The 19,433-nt window shown below is 36.0% G+C and carries 16 protein-coding genes and 1 tRNA gene; 9 read left to right on the top strand and 8 right to left on the bottom strand.

Translation table 11 applies throughout. The features are described 5' to 3' along the window. Positions 1-3: 3 nt before the first annotated feature. Entirely contained in the window at positions 4-1,590 is a 1,587-nt protein-coding gene (locus tag PXC01_RS09480) for an aldehyde dehydrogenase (NADP(+)) (protein WP_276472038.1), read from the bottom strand. Between the two features lie 107 nt (positions 1,591-1,697). After that, complete coding sequence (locus PXC01_RS09475) at positions 1,698-2,615, bottom strand: dihydrodipicolinate synthase family protein (RefSeq protein ID WP_276472037.1); 918 nt, start codon at positions 2,613-2,615, stop codon at positions 1,698-1,700. A 133-nt stretch (positions 2,616-2,748) separates the two neighbouring features. Between PXC01_RS09475 and PXC01_RS09470 the strand changes: the two genes are divergently transcribed. From PXC01_RS09470 to PXC01_RS09445, 6 genes are all read left to right on the top strand, one after another. Further along, on the top strand, positions 2,749-3,591 hold the full coding sequence (locus PXC01_RS09470; RefSeq protein WP_276472036.1) for an AraC family transcriptional regulator: 843 nt from the start codon (positions 2,749-2,751) through the stop codon (positions 3,589-3,591). A gap of 87 nt (positions 3,592-3,678) precedes the next feature. Next, positions 3,679-3,762 (top strand) — tRNA-Leu (locus tag PXC01_RS09465). A 109-nt stretch (positions 3,763-3,871) separates the two neighbouring features. Continuing rightward, entirely contained in the window at positions 3,872-4,771 is a 900-nt protein-coding gene (locus PXC01_RS09460) for a MerR family transcriptional regulator (protein WP_276472035.1), read from the top strand. Between the two features lie 14 nt (positions 4,772-4,785). Then, positions 4,786-6,243 (top strand): phytoene desaturase family protein, encoded by a 1,458-nt coding sequence (locus tag PXC01_RS09455; protein WP_276472034.1) that lies wholly within the window; start codon positions 4,786-4,788, stop codon positions 6,241-6,243. A gap of 6 nt (positions 6,244-6,249) precedes the next feature. After that, positions 6,250-7,089 carry a phytoene/squalene synthase family protein gene (locus PXC01_RS09450; protein WP_276472033.1) on the top strand — a complete coding sequence of 280 codons (840 nt, stop codon included), beginning with the start codon at positions 6,250-6,252 and terminating at the stop codon, positions 7,087-7,089. Then, positions 7,089-7,535 carry a sterol desaturase family protein gene (locus PXC01_RS09445; protein WP_276472032.1) on the top strand — a complete coding sequence of 149 codons (447 nt, stop codon included), beginning with the start codon at positions 7,089-7,091 and terminating at the stop codon, positions 7,533-7,535. The genes PXC01_RS09450 and PXC01_RS09445 overlap by 1 nt, the downstream gene beginning before the upstream one ends. A gap of 21 nt (positions 7,536-7,556) precedes the next feature. Here the strand turns inward: PXC01_RS09445 and PXC01_RS09440 are convergent, their stop codons facing one another. The 6 genes from PXC01_RS09440 to PXC01_RS09415 form a co-directional block, all read right to left on the bottom strand. Further along, on the bottom strand, positions 7,557-8,111 hold the full coding sequence (locus tag PXC01_RS09440) for a TlpA family protein disulfide reductase (protein WP_276472031.1): 555 nt from the start codon (positions 8,109-8,111) through the stop codon (positions 7,557-7,559). Between the two features lie 78 nt (positions 8,112-8,189). Continuing rightward, complete coding sequence (locus tag PXC01_RS09435) at positions 8,190-10,463, bottom strand: aconitate hydratase (RefSeq protein WP_276472030.1); 2,274 nt, start codon at positions 10,461-10,463, stop codon at positions 8,190-8,192. A gap of 165 nt (positions 10,464-10,628) precedes the next feature. Then, positions 10,629-13,403 (bottom strand): bifunctional aconitate hydratase 2/2-methylisocitrate dehydratase, encoded by a 2,775-nt coding sequence (locus PXC01_RS09430; protein ID WP_276472029.1) that lies wholly within the window; start codon positions 13,401-13,403, stop codon positions 10,629-10,631. A 366-nt stretch (positions 13,404-13,769) separates the two neighbouring features. Further along, positions 13,770-14,723 carry an AAA family ATPase gene (locus PXC01_RS09425; RefSeq protein WP_276472028.1) on the bottom strand — a complete coding sequence of 318 codons (954 nt, stop codon included), beginning with the start codon at positions 14,721-14,723 and terminating at the stop codon, positions 13,770-13,772. A 4-nt stretch (positions 14,724-14,727) separates the two neighbouring features. After that, positions 14,728-16,191, bottom strand: a complete 1,464-nt coding sequence (locus tag PXC01_RS09420) for a peptidylprolyl isomerase (RefSeq protein WP_420828582.1) — start codon at positions 16,189-16,191, stop codon at positions 14,728-14,730. Further along, entirely contained in the window at positions 16,160-17,041 is an 882-nt protein-coding gene (locus PXC01_RS09415; RefSeq protein WP_276472027.1) for a peptidyl-prolyl cis-trans isomerase, read from the bottom strand. Before PXC01_RS09415 ends, PXC01_RS09420 begins: the two co-directional genes overlap by 32 nt. A 223-nt stretch (positions 17,042-17,264) precedes the next feature. Between PXC01_RS09415 and PXC01_RS09410 the strand changes: the two genes are divergently transcribed. From PXC01_RS09410 to rluF, 3 genes are read left to right on the top strand one after another with little or no spacing between them, the layout of a single operon-like run. Next, the gene (locus tag PXC01_RS09410; protein WP_276472026.1) at positions 17,265-17,504 is read left to right on the top strand and encodes a hypothetical protein; all 240 of its coding nucleotides are present in this window, start codon (positions 17,265-17,267) and stop codon (positions 17,502-17,504) included. 14 nt (positions 17,505-17,518) lie between these two features. Next, on the top strand, positions 17,519-18,646 hold the full coding sequence (locus tag PXC01_RS09405) for a serine hydrolase (protein ID WP_276472025.1): 1,128 nt from the start codon (positions 17,519-17,521) through the stop codon (positions 18,644-18,646). Between the two features lie 22 nt (positions 18,647-18,668). Continuing rightward, on the top strand, positions 18,669-19,412 hold the full coding sequence (rluF, locus tag PXC01_RS09400) for a 23S rRNA pseudouridine(2604) synthase RluF (protein WP_276472024.1): 744 nt from the start codon (positions 18,669-18,671) through the stop codon (positions 19,410-19,412). Positions 19,413-19,433 lie beyond the last annotated feature (21 nt).

Below are 19,433 nucleotides of genomic sequence, written 5' to 3'. Positions count from 1 at the left end.
AGTTTATAATAGTTTAGTTTTAGTGTATTCGCCCTCCACAAGTCTGGTAATGTTAAGCGGATTTTCATTTTGCAAGGCCAGGGGCAATAATTTATTTGGCCAATCCTGAAAAGATACCGGCCTGACCCATCTTTTAATTGCAGAAGTTCCTACAGATGTAAAACGGGGATCGGTAGAAGCGGGAAAAGGACCACCATGGACCATAGATGAATTTACCTCTACACCGGTGGGCACTCCGTTAAATAAAATACGCCCAACCTTACTTTGCAGTGCATCCACAATTTCAGCGTTATTTTCCAGATCTTCTTCAGAACCTAAAATAGTGCCGGTTAACTGACCTTCTAAATGATTTAAGATATTTTCCATCTCAACCGTATTTTCACATTCAACTACTACGGAAAAAGGTCCAAAAACTTCATTGTGCAATGTTGTATTCGTTAAAAAGTTTGCACCGCTTACTTTTAGAATAGAAGGTTTTGCAGTATTCACACCGGTATTTTTGGTATAATCTGCAGTAATTATTACCCCGCTCTGTGCGGACAATTCTTCTTTACCCTCATTATATTTAGCGTATATGTTGGGGTGCAACATACAGGCAGGTTCTAGTTTTAAAATTTCTTCGGATAGCGATTTAATGAAACTATCCAATTTTTCCCCTTTTACGGCCAATACCAAACCAGGATTTGTACAAAACTGGCCGGCACCCAATGTTATTGAAGAGGCATACTTTGAAGCCCATGCATCACCTTCATTTTCCAATGCAGAAGGTAAAATCACAACTGGGTTGATACTACCCATTTCTGCAAATACGGGAATAGGTTCCTTTCTTTCATTCGCTAATTTATATAATGCAGTACCCCCTTTAATACTACCGGTAAACCCAACAGCTTTTACTTTAGGGTGTCTTACCAACTGTTGCCCTACTTCAATACCACTACTATTTAAATTTGAAAATACACCATTTGGCATTCCTGTTTTTGCTGCTGCCTTAAGTATGGCATTGGAAACCAATTCACCCGTACCGGCATGCATAGGATGACTTTTTACAATTACAGGACAACCTGCCGCAAGTGCACTAGCGGTATCTCCGCCAGCGGTAGAAAATGCCAATGGAAAATTACTGGCACCAAAAACCGTTACAGGACCTAATGCAAACAGCATTTTACGAATATCAGATTTTGGCATAGGTTCTCTATTTGGCTGTGCTTTTTCAATAACGGCCTCTACCCAAGATCCCTCTCTCAATAAATTTGCAAATGCTCGCAATTGGCCTATAGTACGGCCACGCTCACCTCTAGCCCTACCTTCGGGCAAGCCAGATTCCTTGCAGTAGGTTTCAATAAGTTCCTCTCCAAGAGCTTCTATTTCTAAAGCTATGGCTTCAAGAAATTCTGCCTTTTTGGTTCCTGCAAAATCTTTATAAACTTTAAAAGCACTTTCTGCTAAAGCAACGGCCTCATCTATTTCATTTGAAGATGCCTCGTAAAAAGTCCATTCCGTTTCTACATTTTTGTTAGGATCAAAAGTCTTAAAAGTTTTATTTCCTTGTTTTGAAGATTTGTTCCCTATTGCATTTGTACCGCTTATCATGATATATGTTTATGGTGTTGCCCAAAAGTAATTAAAGATGCCGAAAAAAATTTTAATTCTTTCCTTACATTTCTGTCCATGAATACAATCATAAAAATACTATTAGACTAATTGATATTCTTATAATCAGGCAATTTAGGTCTTGTTGCCATACCTTGTTCTATAATAGCTGCAACTCTTTCACGCTCCTCACCTCTTAAAGGCAATCTTGGTGCCCTAACATTTTCGGTTCCTATACCGGTTGCCACTTCCGCCATTTTTATGTTCTGTACCAACTGCGGACTAATATCCAATTCTAACAATGGTAAGAACCATCGGTAAATTTCTAAAGCTTCTTTTATTCTGCCAGCTCTGGCCAGTTCAAAAACAGCACAAGTTTCGGCAGGGAAAGCACATACCAAGCCGGCAACCCAACCATCAGCGCCCATAAGGGTACTTTCAAGACCTAAAGTATCAACACCCGTTAAAACATTAAGTCTATTCCCAAATCTTGTTTTTATACGGGTTATATTAGAAATATCCCTTGTAGATTCTTTGACCGCTTGTATATTATCACAAACCATTAATTCATCTAACATATCAAGAGTTACCATTATACCATAGTCTATGGGATTGTTATAAATCATAATTGGTAAATCTGTGCTTTTGGCCGTTTCCTTAAAATAAGTAACCGTCTCATGGTCATTGGCTTTGTAACGCATTGGTGGCAACATCATTAAACCGGTTGCGCCACATTGCTCAGCAACTTTAGCAGCCTGTATTGCACCTTTTGTTGTCTGCTCGGCAATATTTATAATTACGGGAACTTTACCTTCTACAAGGTTTACGGTCTCTTTCATCAAAACCTTTTTTTCATCGTTGGTCAACGTACTTGCCTCACCTAAAGTACCTCCCAAAATAATGCCATTTACACCAGCCTCTAATTGAGCTTTAATATTAATGGAGAACATATTTAGATCCAATTCATCTTGATCTGTAAATTTTGTGGTAACCGCTGGCATCACGCCCGTCCATGAAATACTCATTTTGCTTTCTTTTAGTTGATACCCAAAATTAGGGATAGCACCTTGTAATACATGTCGCCATATTATCCAGACATGGTACTATTTTACCATCTTACATGTTCAATTTCATTTTATAATGATAAATTAGATGCATATGAAAGTGTTTCCTTTTAAAATACCAAAGCCCTTAGATGAACATTTAATAGTTCAGGTTGATAAAGAACCTATATTTTATAACAAGCTTCATCAGCATGAAGAAATACAGATAAGTTACATTGTAAACGGTAACGGTAAATTGTTGGTGGGTGATAGTATTCATCAATTTTCCACGGGAGATATCTATGTTATTGGCAGTAACCTGCCACACGTTTTTAAAAGTATACCTGGGCAGATAGATGCGCATATGATCACTGTATTTTTTACGAAAAAATCCTTTGGCGCAGCATTCTTTAATCTCCCCTATTTTAAAGACTTAGGCGACTTCTTTGCAAATGCCACAGGCGGATTCAAAATAACATCAAACCAAAAGCAAATTGCCCAACAATTAATAGAAATACAGTCTAATCAAAAACTCAAACTGTTTATTTCTTTTTTAGAGTTAATAGAAGAACTTAGTAAAGCAACTACAGAACCTTTAAGTACATTTATATACTCTAAAACCTTAAGTTCTACAGAAGGTGAGCGTTTACAGGATATTTTCGATTTTGTATTCAAAAATTTCCAACAACCCATTTCTCTAGATGAGATAGCGAAAATGGCATACATGACACCAAATGCTTTCTGTCGTTTTTTTAAACAACGAACAGATAAAACCTTTTTTCAATTTTTAATACAACTACGCGTTGCCCATGCCTGCCAATTATTAATTTCAAATAAAGAACTAACTGTTAATATGATAGCCGAACTTTCCGGGTTTAACTCAATTTCCAATTTTAATAAGAAGTTTAAAAAGATTAAAGGAATAACCCCTACCAAATACCAACAATCAATACTTTAAAAAGTAAACTTCGTTTTTTTATATCATTATTATATTTCAAATTGAACTATAGGTTTCTATATTTGCCATTCATTTTACTACAAATAGGCCCACGTGGTGAAATTGGTAGACACGCTACCTTGAGGGGGTAGTGTTCGCAAGGACGTGCTAGTTCGAATCTAGTCGTGGGCACAAAAGGTTAGATTTAGGTCTAACCTTTTTTATTTTGATAATTTTAACTCTCATCTATCCCATGGCATATTAATAAATTGTAGATTTGTTTAATCCTTTTTCAGAAAGTATGAACAATGTAAAAAAGCAATTTAGTATTAGGGACCTTGAAAACCTCTCTGGTATCAAGGCACACACCATTAGAATTTGGGAAAAAAGATACAATCTTTTATCTCCGGAACGTACGGATACAAACATTAGAACTTATAGCCTTTCTAGTTTACAGAAGCTACTTAATGTAACCCTACTATACAATAACGGACATAAAATTTCAAAAATTGCTAAAATTTCTGATAAAGATATTCCCTATGTTGTACGTGAAATAGTAGCAAAACACAGTCATAAGAGCCAAGCAATCAACGCTTTTAAATTGGCAATGGTGAATTTTGATCAGACCATGTTCTTTAATACATACAATGCTTTACTAAGCGAAAACTCTTTTAGAGAGATATTTAAAGAGACTTTTGTTCCTTTATTAAACGAACTGGGATTATTATGGCAGACAGATACTATCAGTCCTGCACATGAACATTTTATGAGCAGTTTAATTAAACAAAAAATCTTATTAAATACAGAAAAGCTTCAACATTTAGAGCCCACTAAAAAAGATAAAGTCTTTGTTGCCTTCTTACCCGAAAATGAAATTCATGATATAGGTCTACTGTACATTAATTATGAAATTATTCTGAAAGGGTATAAGTGTATTTACTTAGGACCAACAATACCCATGGAAAATTTAGAAGATGTTCTAAAATACTTTGATGACATATATTTTGTATCATATTTTACAGTGTACCCAGAAAAAGACAAGGTTAACAAGTATCTAGAAGATTTCTCTGAATTAGTTTCTAAGTATAACAATCCTAATTTCTGGATTTTAGGTAGACAGACCAATTTCATTGAAGAAGATACAAAGCCTAACTTCTGCAGAACCTTTACTTCAATAGACAGCTTAGTGAACAACCTATAATTGCACAGAAATAAATGAATAAAAGTTGTATTGTAATCGGTTCTGGTTTTTCATCATTATCGGCATCATGTTACTTGGCAAAAGCCGGTTGGAACGTTACCATATTTGAAAAAAATGAATCTGTTGGAGGTCGTGCATCACAGTTTAAAAAAGACGGGTTTACCTTTGATATGGGACCAAGCTGGTATTGGATGCCGGATATTTTTGATAAATTTTTTGCCGATTTCAATAAACAAACATCAGATTATTACCAACTAGACAAACTAAGTCCTGCTTACAAAATATTTTTTTCTGACGATGTTATTACTATTGGTGATAGTATGGATAAAATTTGTGCGGAATTTGAACGTATTGAGCCGGGAAGCTCTAAAGCGCTAAAAAAGTTCATTGCACAAGCCCAAGAAAATTATGACATAGCTATCAATAAGGTTGTTCTTAGACCAGGACTTTCACCCTTAGAATTGGTTACCAAAGAGACGATATTTAAAGTTGATCAGTTTTTTAAGACCATTAGCTCTCAAGTTCGCAAGGCTTTTAAAAATCCTAAGTTGGTCTCTACCTTAGAATTTCCCGTATTATTCCTTGGCGCCAAACCCAGTAATACTCCGTCATTTTACAACTTTATGAACTTTGCCGATTTTGGGCTAGGTACATGGCATCCTAAAGGGGGCATGTACCAAGTAATAAAGGCTATGCAAAACTTAGCACTAGAATTAGGCGTTACAATAAATACAAATTCTCCGGTAGATAAAATCATTGTTAACGAGGGTAAAGCTTCGGCCATTGTCTGTAATGGAAAAACATATACAGCCAATAAAGTACTAAGCGGTGCAGATTACCAGCATTCTGAAAGCTTACTAGATGCAAAACACCAGCAATACAGTAGTAGTTATTGGGAGAAAAAAGTTTTTGCACCATCATCGCTGTTATTTTACATTGGTTTTGACAAAAAATTGAACAATGTAGAACATCATAATTTATTTTTTGATACAGATTTTGAGTTACATGCCCAAGAAATTTATGATAACCCAAAATGGCCAACAAACCCTTTGTTCTACGCTAATTTCCCTTCTATTACAGATAGCAGTATGGCTCCAGAGGGTTGTGAAAACGGATTCTTTTTGGTACCGATCGCCACAGCTTTAGAAGACACCGAAGAACTTAGAAATAAATATTTTAATATAATTATGGACCGTTTTCAAGAAAGAACAGGCCAAAACATTAGAAATAATATTATATTCAAGGAAACATTCTGTGTTAATGATTTTGTAGAACGCTACAATTCTTATAAAGGAAATGCCTATGGTATGGCCAACACCTTAACACAAACTGCTTTTTTAAGACCAAATTTAAGAAGTAAAAAGGTAAAAGATCTTTACTTTACAGGACAACTGACAGTACCTGGACCAGGAGTACCACCGGCTTTAATATCGGGAAAATTAGTGTCAGAATTAATTATTAAGGATAACTAGTGATTTATGAAAGCTACTTTTGATCAAGTTTCGCACCAGTGTAGTAAAGTCGTTACAAAACGATATAGCACCTCTTTTGCTTTAGCAACAAAAATGCTTCACCCATCTATACGCAGTCATATTTATAATATTTATGGTTTTGTGCGCTTTGCAGACGAAATTGTTGATACGTTTCATGATTATGATAAAGAAGTACTTTTTGACAAATTTGAAAAAGAACTTGAAGATTCTTTAAAAGATAAGATTAGCCTAAACCCTATCTTAAACTCCTTTCAGTACACTTATCATAAATACAAAATACCAAGGCATTTGGTAGATTCTTTTATGAAGAGTATGCGTATGGACTTGGTCAAGAATATTTATAGAACAGATGCGGAATATAAAGAATATATCTATGGCTCTGCAGATGTGGTTGGTTTAATGTGTCTACAAGTTTTTGTAAAAGGTGACGTAGAAGAATATAATAAACTGAAGGAATCTGCCATGGCACTGGGTTCCGCTTTTCAGAAAGTAAATTTCTTAAGAGACGTAAAAGCAGATTTTGAAGAATTGAATAGATCTTATTTTCCAAACACAAATCTAAAAGAGCTAGATGAGGTGTCAAAAAAGAGAATAGTTGATGAAATAAAAGCTGATTTCAAGAAAGGCTATGACGGTATTGTTGCCTTGCCTGCCGATGCAAAATTTGGTGTTTATACAGCCTATAAATATTATTATAAGTTGCTGAACAAATTACAGAGCACACCTTCCTTGGAAATAAAAAATGCAAGAATACGTGTTCCAAATTATCAGAAATTTGGATTACTAGCACGTTCTTATGTGAAATTTAAAATGAATTTAGTATAATGAATATAGTTATTTGGATAGTGATTTTTCTAGGAACATTTTTGTTCATGGAGTTTATGGCGTGGTTTACGCACAAATATATTATGCACGGTTTTTTGTGGAGTCTTCATAAAGACCATCACAAAAAAGATCACGACTCATGGTTTGAAAGAAATGATGCGTTCTTTATTTTTTACGCAATTGTTAGCATGTCCTTATTTTACGCGGGCACTACCGGTTTTTGGTATGGTTATCCTTTAGGATTTGGAATTTTGGCTTACGGTATAGCCTACTTTCTTGTACACGATATATTTATTCACCAACGTTTCAAACTATTCAGAAACGCAAATAATTGGTATAGCCGAGGTGTACGTAGAGCACATAAAATGCATCATAAACATATAGGTAAAAGCGATGGCGAATGTTTTGGAATGCTTTTCGTACCCTTTAAATATTTTAAAAAATAAGATTCACCAAACAATTTTAGGTTATTCAGTAATCAGTTGATTTAGCAAATTGTCTACTTTTTCATTATCCCAATCTGCAATGGCATTTTGGTGAATTACTATAGCACCATTTTTGTCGATTACGTAAGATCCTGGCGGTTTTAATAATGACAAAGGGCTTGATTCTCCTATAATCTGATAAGTAACGGGAAAAGTATATCCCTGTTCTTGCATAAAAAGTTCTACAGGTGCTCTTTCTTCATTAGTAATAATATAGAACTTGATCTTATCACCAAAAGTTTCATACAAATACTGTATATCTTTCAATTGAGCCTGTGAAGGCATATGCCATGAGGTCCAAAATGTAATAAAGGCAACCTGTCCTTTTGCTTCATCAAAATTAAAGAACTTCCAGTTTGCATCTTTCAGCTTCCAATCGTAATCGGTTATTTTACCACGTTTTTCCGGTTGAATAATTGTTGGGGAAGTGGCAAAAACCCTGTTGAGAATAATCTTGCTATAATCACCCAAAGGGGTAACAAAAAAAGAAAGCACAAAAGCAATGATCAATAAGGTAAAAACCGTTTGTCTCTTCATAAAAGTTTTATAGGGGTCAAAACTAAAAAACTCCTGATTAATATCAGGAGTTTTCCTCACAAATTTTAAGTTGTTGAATTATGAGGCATTTTCTCTTTTAATAACGTTCAAGGCAGAACCTTCCCTGTACCACCCAATTTGGGCTTCGTTATACGTATGGTTCAATTTAATAACGTCTTTACTTCCATCTGCATGAACTACTTCTACCGTTAATTGCTTGTCCGGTGCAAATTCCGCAATATCTATGAAGTTAAAGGTATCATCTTCTTGAATTAGGTCATAATCATTTTCGTTAGCGAAGGTCAAACCAAGCATACCTTGCTTTTTAAGGTTTGTTTCATGAATACGTGCAAAAGATTTAACAATTACGGCTGCAACACCTAAGTGACGAGGCTCCATTGCCGCATGCTCCCTAGAAGAACCTTCACCATAGTTATGATCACCAACAACAATACTTCTAATACCTGCCGCTTTATATGCACGAGCCGTATCAGGTACTCCGCCAAATTCACCGTTCAATTGATTTTTGACCATGTTGGTCTTTTTACCAAATGCATTAACGGCACCAATTAAACAGTTGTTAGAAATATTATCTAAATGACCCCTAAATCTCAACCATGGTCCTGCCATAGAAATATGATCGGTAGTACACTTACCATACGCTTTGATCAACAATTTGGCACCCATTAAACTTTCATCCTTTATAGGAGTAAAAGGCTCCAGTAACTGTAATCTTTCAGAATCTGGAGACACCTTGACCTCTACACCAGAACCATCTTCATCTGGTGCTAGGTAACCTGCGTCCTCAACCTCAAATCCTTTAGGAGGCAATTCCCATCCCGTAGGCTCATCGAACATTACTTCTTCACCTTTTTCGTTGATCAGTTTATCGGTCATCGGGTTAAAATCCAATCTACCTGAAATGGCAATTGCAGCCGTAATTTCAGGAGAAGCTACAAATGCATGAGTGTTTGGGTTACCATCTGCACGCTTTGCAAAGTTTCTATTGAAAGAATGTACAATACTATTTTTAGGTGCATTTTTTGGATCGCTATAACGCGCCCACTGCCCTATACATGGTCCGCAGGCATTTGTAAATATTTTTGCATCTAGCTTTTCGAATATTCCAAGTATACCATCACGATCAGCGGTATAACGTACTTGCTCTGAACCAGGGTTGATACCCAGTTCCGCTTTCATCTTAATTCCTTTATCAATAGCTTGTTGTGCAATTGAAGAAGCTCTGGACAGATCTTCATAAGAAGAATTCGTACAAGAACCTATCAATCCCCATTCAACGGTTAATGGCCATTCATGTGAGGTAGCTTTTTCTTTCATATCACTACCTACCTTGGTAGATAGATCCGGCGTAAAAGGACCGTTCAATAATGGTGTTAACTCAGAAAGGTCAATTTCTATTACCTCATCAAAATATTGCTCAGGGTTTGCATATACCTCTGCATCTGCAGTTAAATGCTCCTTTACTTCATTTGCGGCATCTGCAATATCGGCTCTATCGGTAGCTCTTAAATAACGCTCCATAGATTCATCATAACCAAATGTAGAAGTAGTTGCACCTATCTCTGCACCCATGTTACATATAGTACCTTTTCCTGTACATGACAAAGATTTTGCACCTGACCCAAAATATTCAACTATTGCACCTGTTCCACCTTTAACGGTAAGGATTTCAGCTACTTTTAATATTACATCTTTTGGCGCCGTCCACCCAGAAATTGTTCCGGTCAACTTTACACCTATCAATTTAGGAAACTTAAGTTCCCAAGCCATACCGGCCATTACATCAACCGCATCTGCACCACCAACACCAATTGCCACCATACCTAATCCTCCGGCATTTACTGTATGAGAATCTGTACCGATCATCATACCTCCTGGAAAAGCATAGTTCTCCAATACTACTTGGTGAATAATACCTGCACCCGGTTTCCAAAAACCGATTCCGTATTTATTTGATACTGATTCCAAAAAATCAAAAACCTCTGCACTAGTGGTATTAGCGGATTTTAGATCTGCCGTAGCACCACTTTTGGCTTGGATCAAGTGATCACAGTGCACTGTAGTCGGCACTGCCACTTTTGGCTTACCAGCTTGCATAAATTGCAATAAGGCCATTTGTGCAGTAGCATCTTGACAAGCAATACGATCCGGAGCAAAATCAACATAATCCTTTCCTCGGGTGAATGCTTGGGTCGGTGCCCCGTCCCATAAATGAGAATACAAAATCTTTTCAGAAAGCGTAAGCGGCTTACCCACAATCTCTCTTGCCTTGTCTACGCGTTCAGACATTGTAGCGTAAACTTTTTTAATCATATCTATGTCAAAAGCCATAAAATCTATTTATAAAATTTGTTAAACTATCTTATCTGTACAAGATACAAAATGTACAGTGATTTTAAGAGCGCATATGAAATTAAGAATGATTATAAAAAGCTTGAACAAAAAAAGCCCGAGTACGAATACCCGGGCGTGATATGAATAATAGTTATTGGTTAATTATCTCACCAATTGTTTTGTAGATGGTTTAAACTTTGTCAATACAATACCATCAACGGCCGCTTCATATTCTGCCATTGTAGGGGTTCTTCCTAAAATAGTAGACAATACCACCACTGGGGTAGATGACAATAATGATTCACCTTTATTCTCACCAGAATCTTTTACTACCCTACCCTGAAATAAACGTGTAGATGTAGCCATAACGGTATCTCCTGGCTCTGCTTTTTCCTGGTTACCCATACAAAGGTTACAGCCCGGTCTTTCTAAATAAAGCATGTTTTCGTATTTGGTACGTGCCAAGCCTTTTGGTGCACTATCATCAAATTCAAACCCTGAATATTTTTGAAGCACTTCCCAATCTCCTTCAGCTTTCAACTCATCAACAATATTATATGTTGGTGGAGCTACGACCAATGGGGCATTAAATTCAACTTTACCTTTTTGTGCCTCTACATTTTTCAACATCTGAGCCAATATTTTCATATCGCCCTTATGAACCATACATGATCCAACAAATCCAAGATCTACTTTCTTAGTTCCGCCGTAATAAGATAACGGACGAATATTATCATGGGTATAACGCTTGGAAACATCCTCGTTATTAACATCTGGATCAGCAATCATTGGCTCGGCAATTTCATCTAAATCAATAATTACCTCTGCATAATATTTAGCGTCCGCATCTGGTCTTAAAGAAGGTTTAATACCTGTTTTAAGCTCCGTTATTCTAGCTTCGGCTTTATCAACAAGCCCTTTAAGAACTTGTTTTGCATTGTCCATACCCTTTTCTATCATAATCTGAATACGGCCTTTTGCAATCTCTAGGGATTCAATTAAGGTATCGTCTTCAGAAATACAGATAGATGCTTTGGCTTTCATTTCAGCGGTCCAATCAGTAAACGTAAATGCTTCATCTGAAGTTAATGTACCAATATGCACTTCAATTACACGTCCCTGAAATACGTTCTCGCCTCCAAATTGCTGTAGCATTTGTTGTTGAGTGGCATGAACTACATCACGAAAATCCATATAAGACTTCATTTGTCCTTTAAAGGTTACCTTAACCGATTCTGGAATTGGCATTGAAACCTCACCTGTGGCCAGTGCCAAGGCAACTGTACCTGAATCTGCACCAAAAGCAACACCTTTGGACATACGTGTATGAGAATCACCACCTATAATGATGTCCCAATCCCCTACCGTGATATCGTTAAGTACTTTATGGATCACATCTGTCATAGGAAAATACTTTCCTTTTGGATCACGACCGGTAATTAGACCAAAATCGTTCATAAAGCTCATTAACCTGGGAATATTGGCTTTGGATTTATCGTCCCAAACCGATGCTGTATGACAACCAGATTGGTAGGCACCATCTACAATTGGGGAAATAACCTTAGCGGCCATCATCTCCAGCTCCTGAGATGTCATTAGACCCGTAGTATCTTGAGAACCTACAATATTGACTTCTGCGCGAACATAAGAACCTGCATGCAACGTAGCGCCCGAAGTACCTACAGCATTTTTATTGAATATTTTCTCTACAGCAGTTAAACCTTGACCTTCAATAGAAACTTCTTTTGAAATTGCATAAACCTGAGGAACAGCTATACCCAATGTCTTGGCTGCAAATGTTTGAAGCTTTTTACCAAAAACTACGGCATAGGAACCACCTGCTTTCATGAACTCCATTTTCTGAGGTGTAAATGCAGCGGATACATCTTTCAATTCAACTTTACCGTGATAAAGTTTTTTCTCTTTGGTATTGATCGTAAGTACGGTACCTGTTGCAACGGAATACATCTGTTTTAAAATAGGCTCGCCATCTTCATCTACAATAGTATTGCCCGCTTCATCTTTCTGCTTTACCCAGTTTTTAAGGTCTAGACCTATACCACCGGTTACACCTACAGTTGTTAAGAAAATTGGAGCAATACCATTGGTACCGGCAATTACCGGTGCTATATTGATAAATGGCACATAAGGACTAGATGGTATACCCGTCCATAATGCCACATTATTTACACCTGACATTCTAGATGAACCAACACCCATTGTTCCTTTTTCTGCAATCAGCATAACGCGCTTATCTGGATGCTGCTCTTTCAAAGCCAATAATTCTTGTTGCATCTCCTTGTTATGCTCAAACATACATTGACCATGTAGTTCACGATCAGATCTTGAGTGTGCATCACCACCTGGCGATAATAAATCCGTTGATATGTCGCCCACGCCGGCAATATATGTTACCACCTCAATTTCTTCTTCTACATCTGGTAGTTTCGTAAAAAATTCTGCTTGTGCGTAACTTTCTATAATATCTCTTGCAATGGCGTTACCATTTTTAAAGGCTTCTTCTAAACGAGAAGTATCCGCTTCGTAAAGAAATACTTGAGTTTTTAGAACTTCAGCAGCCTGTTTTGCCAAAGCTTCATCAGAACCTAATGCAATATCCAACAGAACTTTGATAGAAGGTCCACCCTTCATGTGGGATAGTTGTTCTAGGGCAAACGCCGGTGTAATTTCTTTAACGACAGATTCACCAAGAATAATTTCTTTTAAGAATTTTGCTTTTACCCCAGCGGCACTGGTTGTACCCGGTAAAACATTATAGATAAAAAACTTTAGAGAATCTTCTCTATATTCATTATCCACATCTTTGATTTGCTCAATAATTTTACTAATTAATTCAGCACCATCAATTGGCTTTGGATGAAGACCTTGACCTTTACGTTCTTCGATCTCCTTTAGGTAATCTTTATAAATGCTCATTAAAAATTGATTTGTGTATTTGTTAGACTAACGCAAGTAGTTTAATTTCTTATTTCGTTCTGAAGATTTGTTGTTGAAATGAGAATCATGATAACTACAAACTGACAGAATGTATTGATTTAAATATATATTATGGAATTAGCATAATATATATCCGTTTAAAACCATCAATGTCAAATGTCATCTGTTATTTAATATTAAGTTAACGCAATTTCGTAAAATTACGTAATATAGAACGCATTTAAAATTAAATAAGTATGATTACCTATTTTTTCTCAAATGATATGAAAAGTGCGTAGTTATTAAACAATTATGGCGTTTAAATGACTTTATTTCATTTAAAAATGCAGAAAATAGGCTGTTTTATTAAAGTAATTTATCTATAATATCCTCTTCACTGATACCTTCTGCCTCAGCTTTGTAATTTTTTATGATACGATGACGCAAAATTCCTTTTACAACGGCATGTACATCTTCAATATCCGGAGAAAACTTACCATGAATGGCGGCATTGGCCTTGGCTCCCAAAATAAGGTTTTGAGAAGCTCTTGGCCCGGCTCCCCAGTCCAAGTATTGCTTTACATAATCTGAAGCCGAGTCTAAATTAGGTCTAGTACTATTCACCAAATTTACCGTATACTCAACAACATTATCCGCAACGGGTACCCTACGTATTAAGTTTTGAACGTCAATTATATCTTGGGCATTGAATAACGGGCTAACCACTTGCTTTCTATCTGCCGTTGTATTCTTAACAACTTGTATTTCTTCCGCTATACTTGGGTACTTCAATTCTATAGCGAACATAAAACGGTCTAACTGAGCTTCCGGCAAAGGGTATGTACCTTCTTGTTCTATTGGGTTTTGTGTTGCCAATACAAAATAGGGCAAATCCAATTTATGTTGATGGCCCGCAATAGTTACCGCTCTTTCCTGCATAGCTTCCAAAAGAGCCGCCTGGGTTTTTGGTGGTGTTCTATTAATCTCGTCCGCTAGAATAATATTCGAAAATATGGGACCTTTTATAAATTTAAAATTTCTGCTCTGATCTAAAACTTCACTACCAAGAATATCGCTAGGCATTAAATCTGGCGTAAACTGTATTCTTTTAAAATCAAGTCCCAAAGCTTGGGCAATGGTATTTACCATTAAGGTTTTTGCCAAACCTGGCACACCGATCAGCAACGAATGTCCGCCAGAGTAAATAGAAAGCAAAATCTGTTCAATAACCTCATCTTGACCTACAATGATCTTGGCTATTTCTTTTTTAAGCTCCGCATGTTTTACAACTAGGCGTTCTATTGCCGCAACGTCTGACATATATTTATTCTTTTACCCAGTTATTAGCGAACTCACAATCTTTGTTTTCATCATTAACGCTGATATAGGTATCCTTAATATGCTTGTCCATCCATTTTTTAATGGCGTTGTATTTCTTTTCAGTAAGTGCCAATTCCTGAATTTTCGTGTAATCTTTAGAAAAATCGGCTACATGCTCATCATACCTATTGGTAATCTTTAGAATTTTATATTTAGGCGCTCCACCTCTTGGATCTTCTTCAAGTACAGGATATGTAATTTCATTGTCCTTTAAATTTTGTACTTGATTATATAAGGTTGGATCCATTTTTGTCAACTCAAATTTAGAATCGAAGTTTACAGGGTTACGCAACAATCCGCCATCAAATTTTGTCTCTTTTTCATCAGAAAAATTCAGTGCCGCTTCTGCAAAAGTAAATTCACCATCTATAATTTTCTTTCTAATACTATCTAGCTCTGCCTTTGCCTCGTCCATTACTGCTTGAGATATTTCTGGCTGAATCAATATATGTCTTAAATCCAACTCTTGGCCTCTGATTTTTTCTATATAAATAATATGAAAACCGAAAACTGTCTCAAAAGGTTCAGAAACCTCACCTTCCCTTAAGCTAAAAGCTACATCTTTAAACTTCTTATCAAAACCGGTATCTTTTGTTATGCTATAAAAACCACCTTTAGATTTAGAACCTGGATCTTGAGAATACAGAATTGCCTTTACACTAAAACTAGAGTCGTTATCTTCTACATCTGCCTTAATCTGGTTCAATTTATCTATTACCTTTTGCTTTTCTTCCTCAGATGGCTCCGGCTCTTTGGTAATCTGTGCAATTTCTAGTTCAGCACCAAATACAGGTCTTTCGTCTTCAGGAATTTTATTGAAGAACTGACGAACCTCTTCTGGTGTAATTTCAATTTCCTTAATGATATCTTGTTGCATACGCTCAGAAAGCATACGTAGTTTATTGATTTTGTAAAGTTCTTCCCTAAAACTGGCTTCATCGGTTTTCTTATAATATTTTAAAACCTTCTCCATTGAACCTATCTGTTGCACCAGAGATTGCAATTGACGATCACCGGTTGCATTTACCTCATCATCTGAAACCAAAATACTATCTTGAACTGCCTGGTTGGCATACAAACGATCCTCCATCAATTTACCTAGGAGTCCGCAATGCGTAATATCTTCAGTAGACGCTCCTTGGCTCTTCAAATCAATAAGTGTTTTTTCAATATCAGAATCCAAGATTACATAATCACCCACTACGGCAGCTATACCGTCAAGTTTTATTCTCTTAAAATTAACCGACGAATCTTTTTTTATTGGTTCCGCTTCTGCGATGTCTTCCATTGGTTCAGGTGCATTGGCAGAAACATCTGGTATAGAATCTTGTGCTGTTGCAGCACCTGCAAATAGTAAAATTGCACCTATGTAAATACTATTTTTTGTTTTCGAAAACTTCAAATTCATTATCCTTGATTGCTTCATCTAATAATTCAGTTTCTAATTTGCGTAGGTAGTCCATTTTTCTACGACTTAATAAAACTTGTTCTATAGTAGGTTTAATAAAGGACAAAGGCGCAACGTCGTTAACATCCTTGGTTTCCTCTATTTTTCCCAAATATACCCCGATTGAATCCTCTAATTCAAAAAATTGTGAATTTTTTAAGTACTTATTGGCATTGTCAGCTGTTATTAGTGGTATTTCTTCAAATATTCTGGAATATCTCACCCAAATAGAATCATTAAAATTCAATTTGGTAAACTGAACACCTATAGAATCTAAATAGCGAACATCGTCGTTTTTAAATCTCTTAAGTCGTTTACCAACTTCATCTTGATTTAAAAAACCTTTAGGTAACGCAACAAAGCGAATTCTTGCAATCTGTTCTTTAAGTTTAAAGTTCTCTTTGGCATTTTCATAAAAAGCGTTCAATTGCTCATCAGTAATTACAGAATCTGTGGCCTGTGCAACCAATGCTTCTTTATAAACACTTGTATAAAGTTCTGTTCTGTAATCATCGACCAGGGCATTATACTCGGCCAATTTTTCTTCGGATAAATTTATTTTCGCCTTGGAAAGCAACAATTGTTTTGAGGCCCAATTGTTTATATAATTGACAGCAAATGAAGTACTGTCCCCTTTGGTCATGTTTTCCGTAATTAAAGGCGCCAGGTCATCTTCATACAAAAAAGACTCACCAACCCTAGCAATGACCCTTTTTTCCTCATCTTTCTTAAAAAGACCTTCACATGAGCTAAAAACAATTGTCAGTAATCCTATTATTACAATAGGATAAATTTTACGCAGTAAAAACATTGATTTCTTAAAAAACATCGAGCAAAAATAGTAATAACCACATCGTGTGCAAATGCTTAATGATTTACTTAACACGTTTTTAGGGCTTACAATATATAACAAATAGCTAATAATCAATTAAAATTAGCTTGGCGGTAAACCGTCAACTCGTTTTTTAAAGACTATATAGTGCCATTTTTTATGGTAAATTTGTTACTTATATTTATAACCTAATTATATCTTCTTGAACAGACAAATAAAACTTATATGGGACTTTAGAGGTCCTGCAGCCCTAAAAACTGCCGAACATCATGTTAAGCACTTAAACGAGTTTATAGCTTCTGAAAAAACTGCATTAAATATTACGGGTTTTAAAGAAATTAATGAAATGTACAGTATTGCTTTTATGGTTGTAGAAGAAAATGAAATGATTACGGTAAGGGATTTACTGAAACCGCATAGGGGTGAGGTCTACAACCCCTAAAAATATATAATAACATGAAGCACTTTCTTCTTTTCATTTGTGGTGTTCTTCTAATTTCTTGCGCACAAGAAAAGCAGAATTTAAACTTTCTTGAAGTTGCCCTATCTTCAAATGACCCTAAAATAAAAAGGGTTATGGACAGCATAAATAGCTATGAAGTACAAATTATATATACACAGATCAATAGAAGAAATGATAGTATTTCATTTACCGATTATGAATTTCAGGTGAATGACAGTAGTTACTTTTACCCTGCGAGTACGGTTAAATTTCCCGTTGCCGTTTTAGCATTGGAAAAACTAAATTTAACGGACACTTTATCAATAAATACAAAATATTATATAGAAGGTGATACTATAGAAAGTACCGTAGCAAATGACATATCTAAAATTTTTGCGGTCAGCGACAATTTAGCGAACAACAGATTGATGGAGTTCTTAGGTTTTGAAGCCATTAATCAAAATTTAAAGGAGAAAGGCATTTCGCCTGTAAGATTAAGTCATAGAGTGGGCTATCATTCAGATGATTTAAGAACCAAACCGTTAATCATTTATCTTAACGACTCTACCACCGGAATTACGCAATCACTTTTAAACAAAACTCCAGAGCGTTTAAAACTTCTTAACGTGGAAAAAGGTATTGGGTATTATGAAGGTGATGAACTTATAGAAGAAGCTTTTGATTTTAGTCAAAAAAACTATTATCCTATTACAACGCAACACAACCTTCTTAAAAGAGTACTATTTCCGCAAATGTTTAAAGAAGTTGAACGGTTTAATATTAGTGAAAAACAACGGGAACATTTGTTAAACGCAATGCATACCACCCCTCAGCACATTGGCTATGATCCAGCTACATATTATGATGGTTATTGTAAGTTTTTCATGTATGGCGATACTAAAAAAAATATACCGGAGTCTATAGAAATATATAATAAAGTAGGGTTTGCTTACGGAACGTTGACAGATTGCGCCTATATAAAGGACACTAAAAATAATATCGATTTTCTCTTAACGGCAACGATCTTGGTCAACAAGGATGGCATTTTTAATGATGATGCCTATGAGTATGATGAAATAGGAATTCCATTTTTAGCTCAATTAGGTAGAGAAATCTATCAACAAGAATTGAATAGAAAATAATACAAATACAGCAAAGCTGAATATGCAAGACAACACTCAAAAGACAAGGATCAACAAATATCTTAGCGAAGCAGGATATTGCTCGCGTAGGGCTGCTGATAAACTTATTGAACAGGGCAGAGTTACCATTAATGGAGAAGTACCGGAAATGGGCACTAAAATTTCAATTGGCGATGTGGTAAAGGTGGATGGAGAACTGATCAAAGCCCCTAAAGGTAAATCAACATATTTGGCATTCAACAAACCTGTGGGTATTGTTTGCACCACGGACACCGGTGTTGAAAAAGACAACATTATTGATTTTATTAATTACCCAAAAAGGATTTTCCCCATCGGCAGATTGGACAAACCCAGTGAAGGGCTTATATTTTTAACCGATGATGGCGACATTGTAAATAAGATATTACGCGCCCGCAACAACCATGAAAAAGAATACCTGGTAACGGTAGATAAACCTATCACCATTGATTTTTTAAATAGAATGCGCAAAGGAATTCCTATTCTTGACCAAGTAACACGGGAGTGTGAAGTTTTTGAAGTAAGTACCTATCAATTTAGAATAATACTTACACAAGGCCTGAACAGACAAATTCGTAGAATGTGCGAGTATCTAGACTATAGGGTAAAGAAATTGAAGCGCATTAGAATTATGAACGTACAATTGGATGTACCTGTAGGAAAATGGCGAGACCTTACAGAAGAAGAACTACAGGAAATCAATAGATTGGTAAGTACTTCATCAAAAACATTTGATGGCAAGAAATAAAATTATATTACGGTAACAACC

It is taken from the genome of Maribacter huludaoensis (genome assembly GCF_029350945.1).
In the GTDB taxonomy this organism is placed as follows: domain Bacteria; phylum Bacteroidota; class Bacteroidia; order Flavobacteriales; family Flavobacteriaceae; genus Maribacter; species Maribacter huludaoensis.
The sequence above is the reverse complement of the archived record's forward strand: the minus strand, read 5'-3'. Positions and strand labels throughout refer to the sequence as shown.

Excerpts from the sequence above, each read along its gene's own strand:
- PXC01_RS09480 (WP_276472038.1), bottom strand. The coding sequence starts at position 1,590 with ATGATAAGCGGTACAAATGCAATAGGGAACAAATCTTCAAAACAAGGA.
- PXC01_RS09475 (WP_276472037.1), bottom strand. The coding sequence starts at position 2,615 with ATGAGTATTTCATGGACGGGCGTGATGCCAGCGGTTACCACAAAATTT.
- PXC01_RS09470 (WP_276472036.1), top strand. The coding sequence starts at position 2,749 with ATGAAAGTGTTTCCTTTTAAAATACCAAAGCCCTTAGATGAACATTTA.
- PXC01_RS09460 (WP_276472035.1), top strand. The coding sequence starts at position 3,872 with ATGAACAATGTAAAAAAGCAATTTAGTATTAGGGACCTTGAAAACCTC.
- PXC01_RS09455 (WP_276472034.1), top strand. The coding sequence starts at position 4,786 with ATGAATAAAAGTTGTATTGTAATCGGTTCTGGTTTTTCATCATTATCG.
- PXC01_RS09450 (WP_276472033.1), top strand. The coding sequence starts at position 6,250 with ATGAAAGCTACTTTTGATCAAGTTTCGCACCAGTGTAGTAAAGTCGTT.
- PXC01_RS09445 (WP_276472032.1), top strand. The coding sequence starts at position 7,089 with ATGAATATAGTTATTTGGATAGTGATTTTTCTAGGAACATTTTTGTTC.
- PXC01_RS09440 (WP_276472031.1), bottom strand. The coding sequence starts at position 8,111 with ATGAAGAGACAAACGGTTTTTACCTTATTGATCATTGCTTTTGTGCTT.
- PXC01_RS09435 (WP_276472030.1), bottom strand. The coding sequence starts at position 10,463 with ATGGCTTTTGACATAGATATGATTAAAAAAGTTTACGCTACAATGTCT.
- PXC01_RS09430 (WP_276472029.1), bottom strand. The coding sequence starts at position 13,403 with ATGAGCATTTATAAAGATTACCTAAAGGAGATCGAAGAACGTAAAGGT.
- PXC01_RS09425 (WP_276472028.1), bottom strand. The coding sequence starts at position 14,723 with ATGTCAGACGTTGCGGCAATAGAACGCCTAGTTGTAAAACATGCGGAG.
- PXC01_RS09420 (WP_420828582.1), bottom strand. The coding sequence starts at position 16,191 with ATGAATTTGAAGTTTTCGAAAACAAAAAATAGTATTTACATAGGTGCA.
- PXC01_RS09415 (WP_276472027.1), bottom strand. The coding sequence starts at position 17,041 with ATGTTTTTACTGCGTAAAATTTATCCTATTGTAATAATAGGATTACTG.
- PXC01_RS09405 (WP_276472025.1), top strand. The coding sequence starts at position 17,519 with ATGAAGCACTTTCTTCTTTTCATTTGTGGTGTTCTTCTAATTTCTTGC.
- rluF (WP_276472024.1), top strand. The coding sequence starts at position 18,669 with ATGCAAGACAACACTCAAAAGACAAGGATCAACAAATATCTTAGCGAA.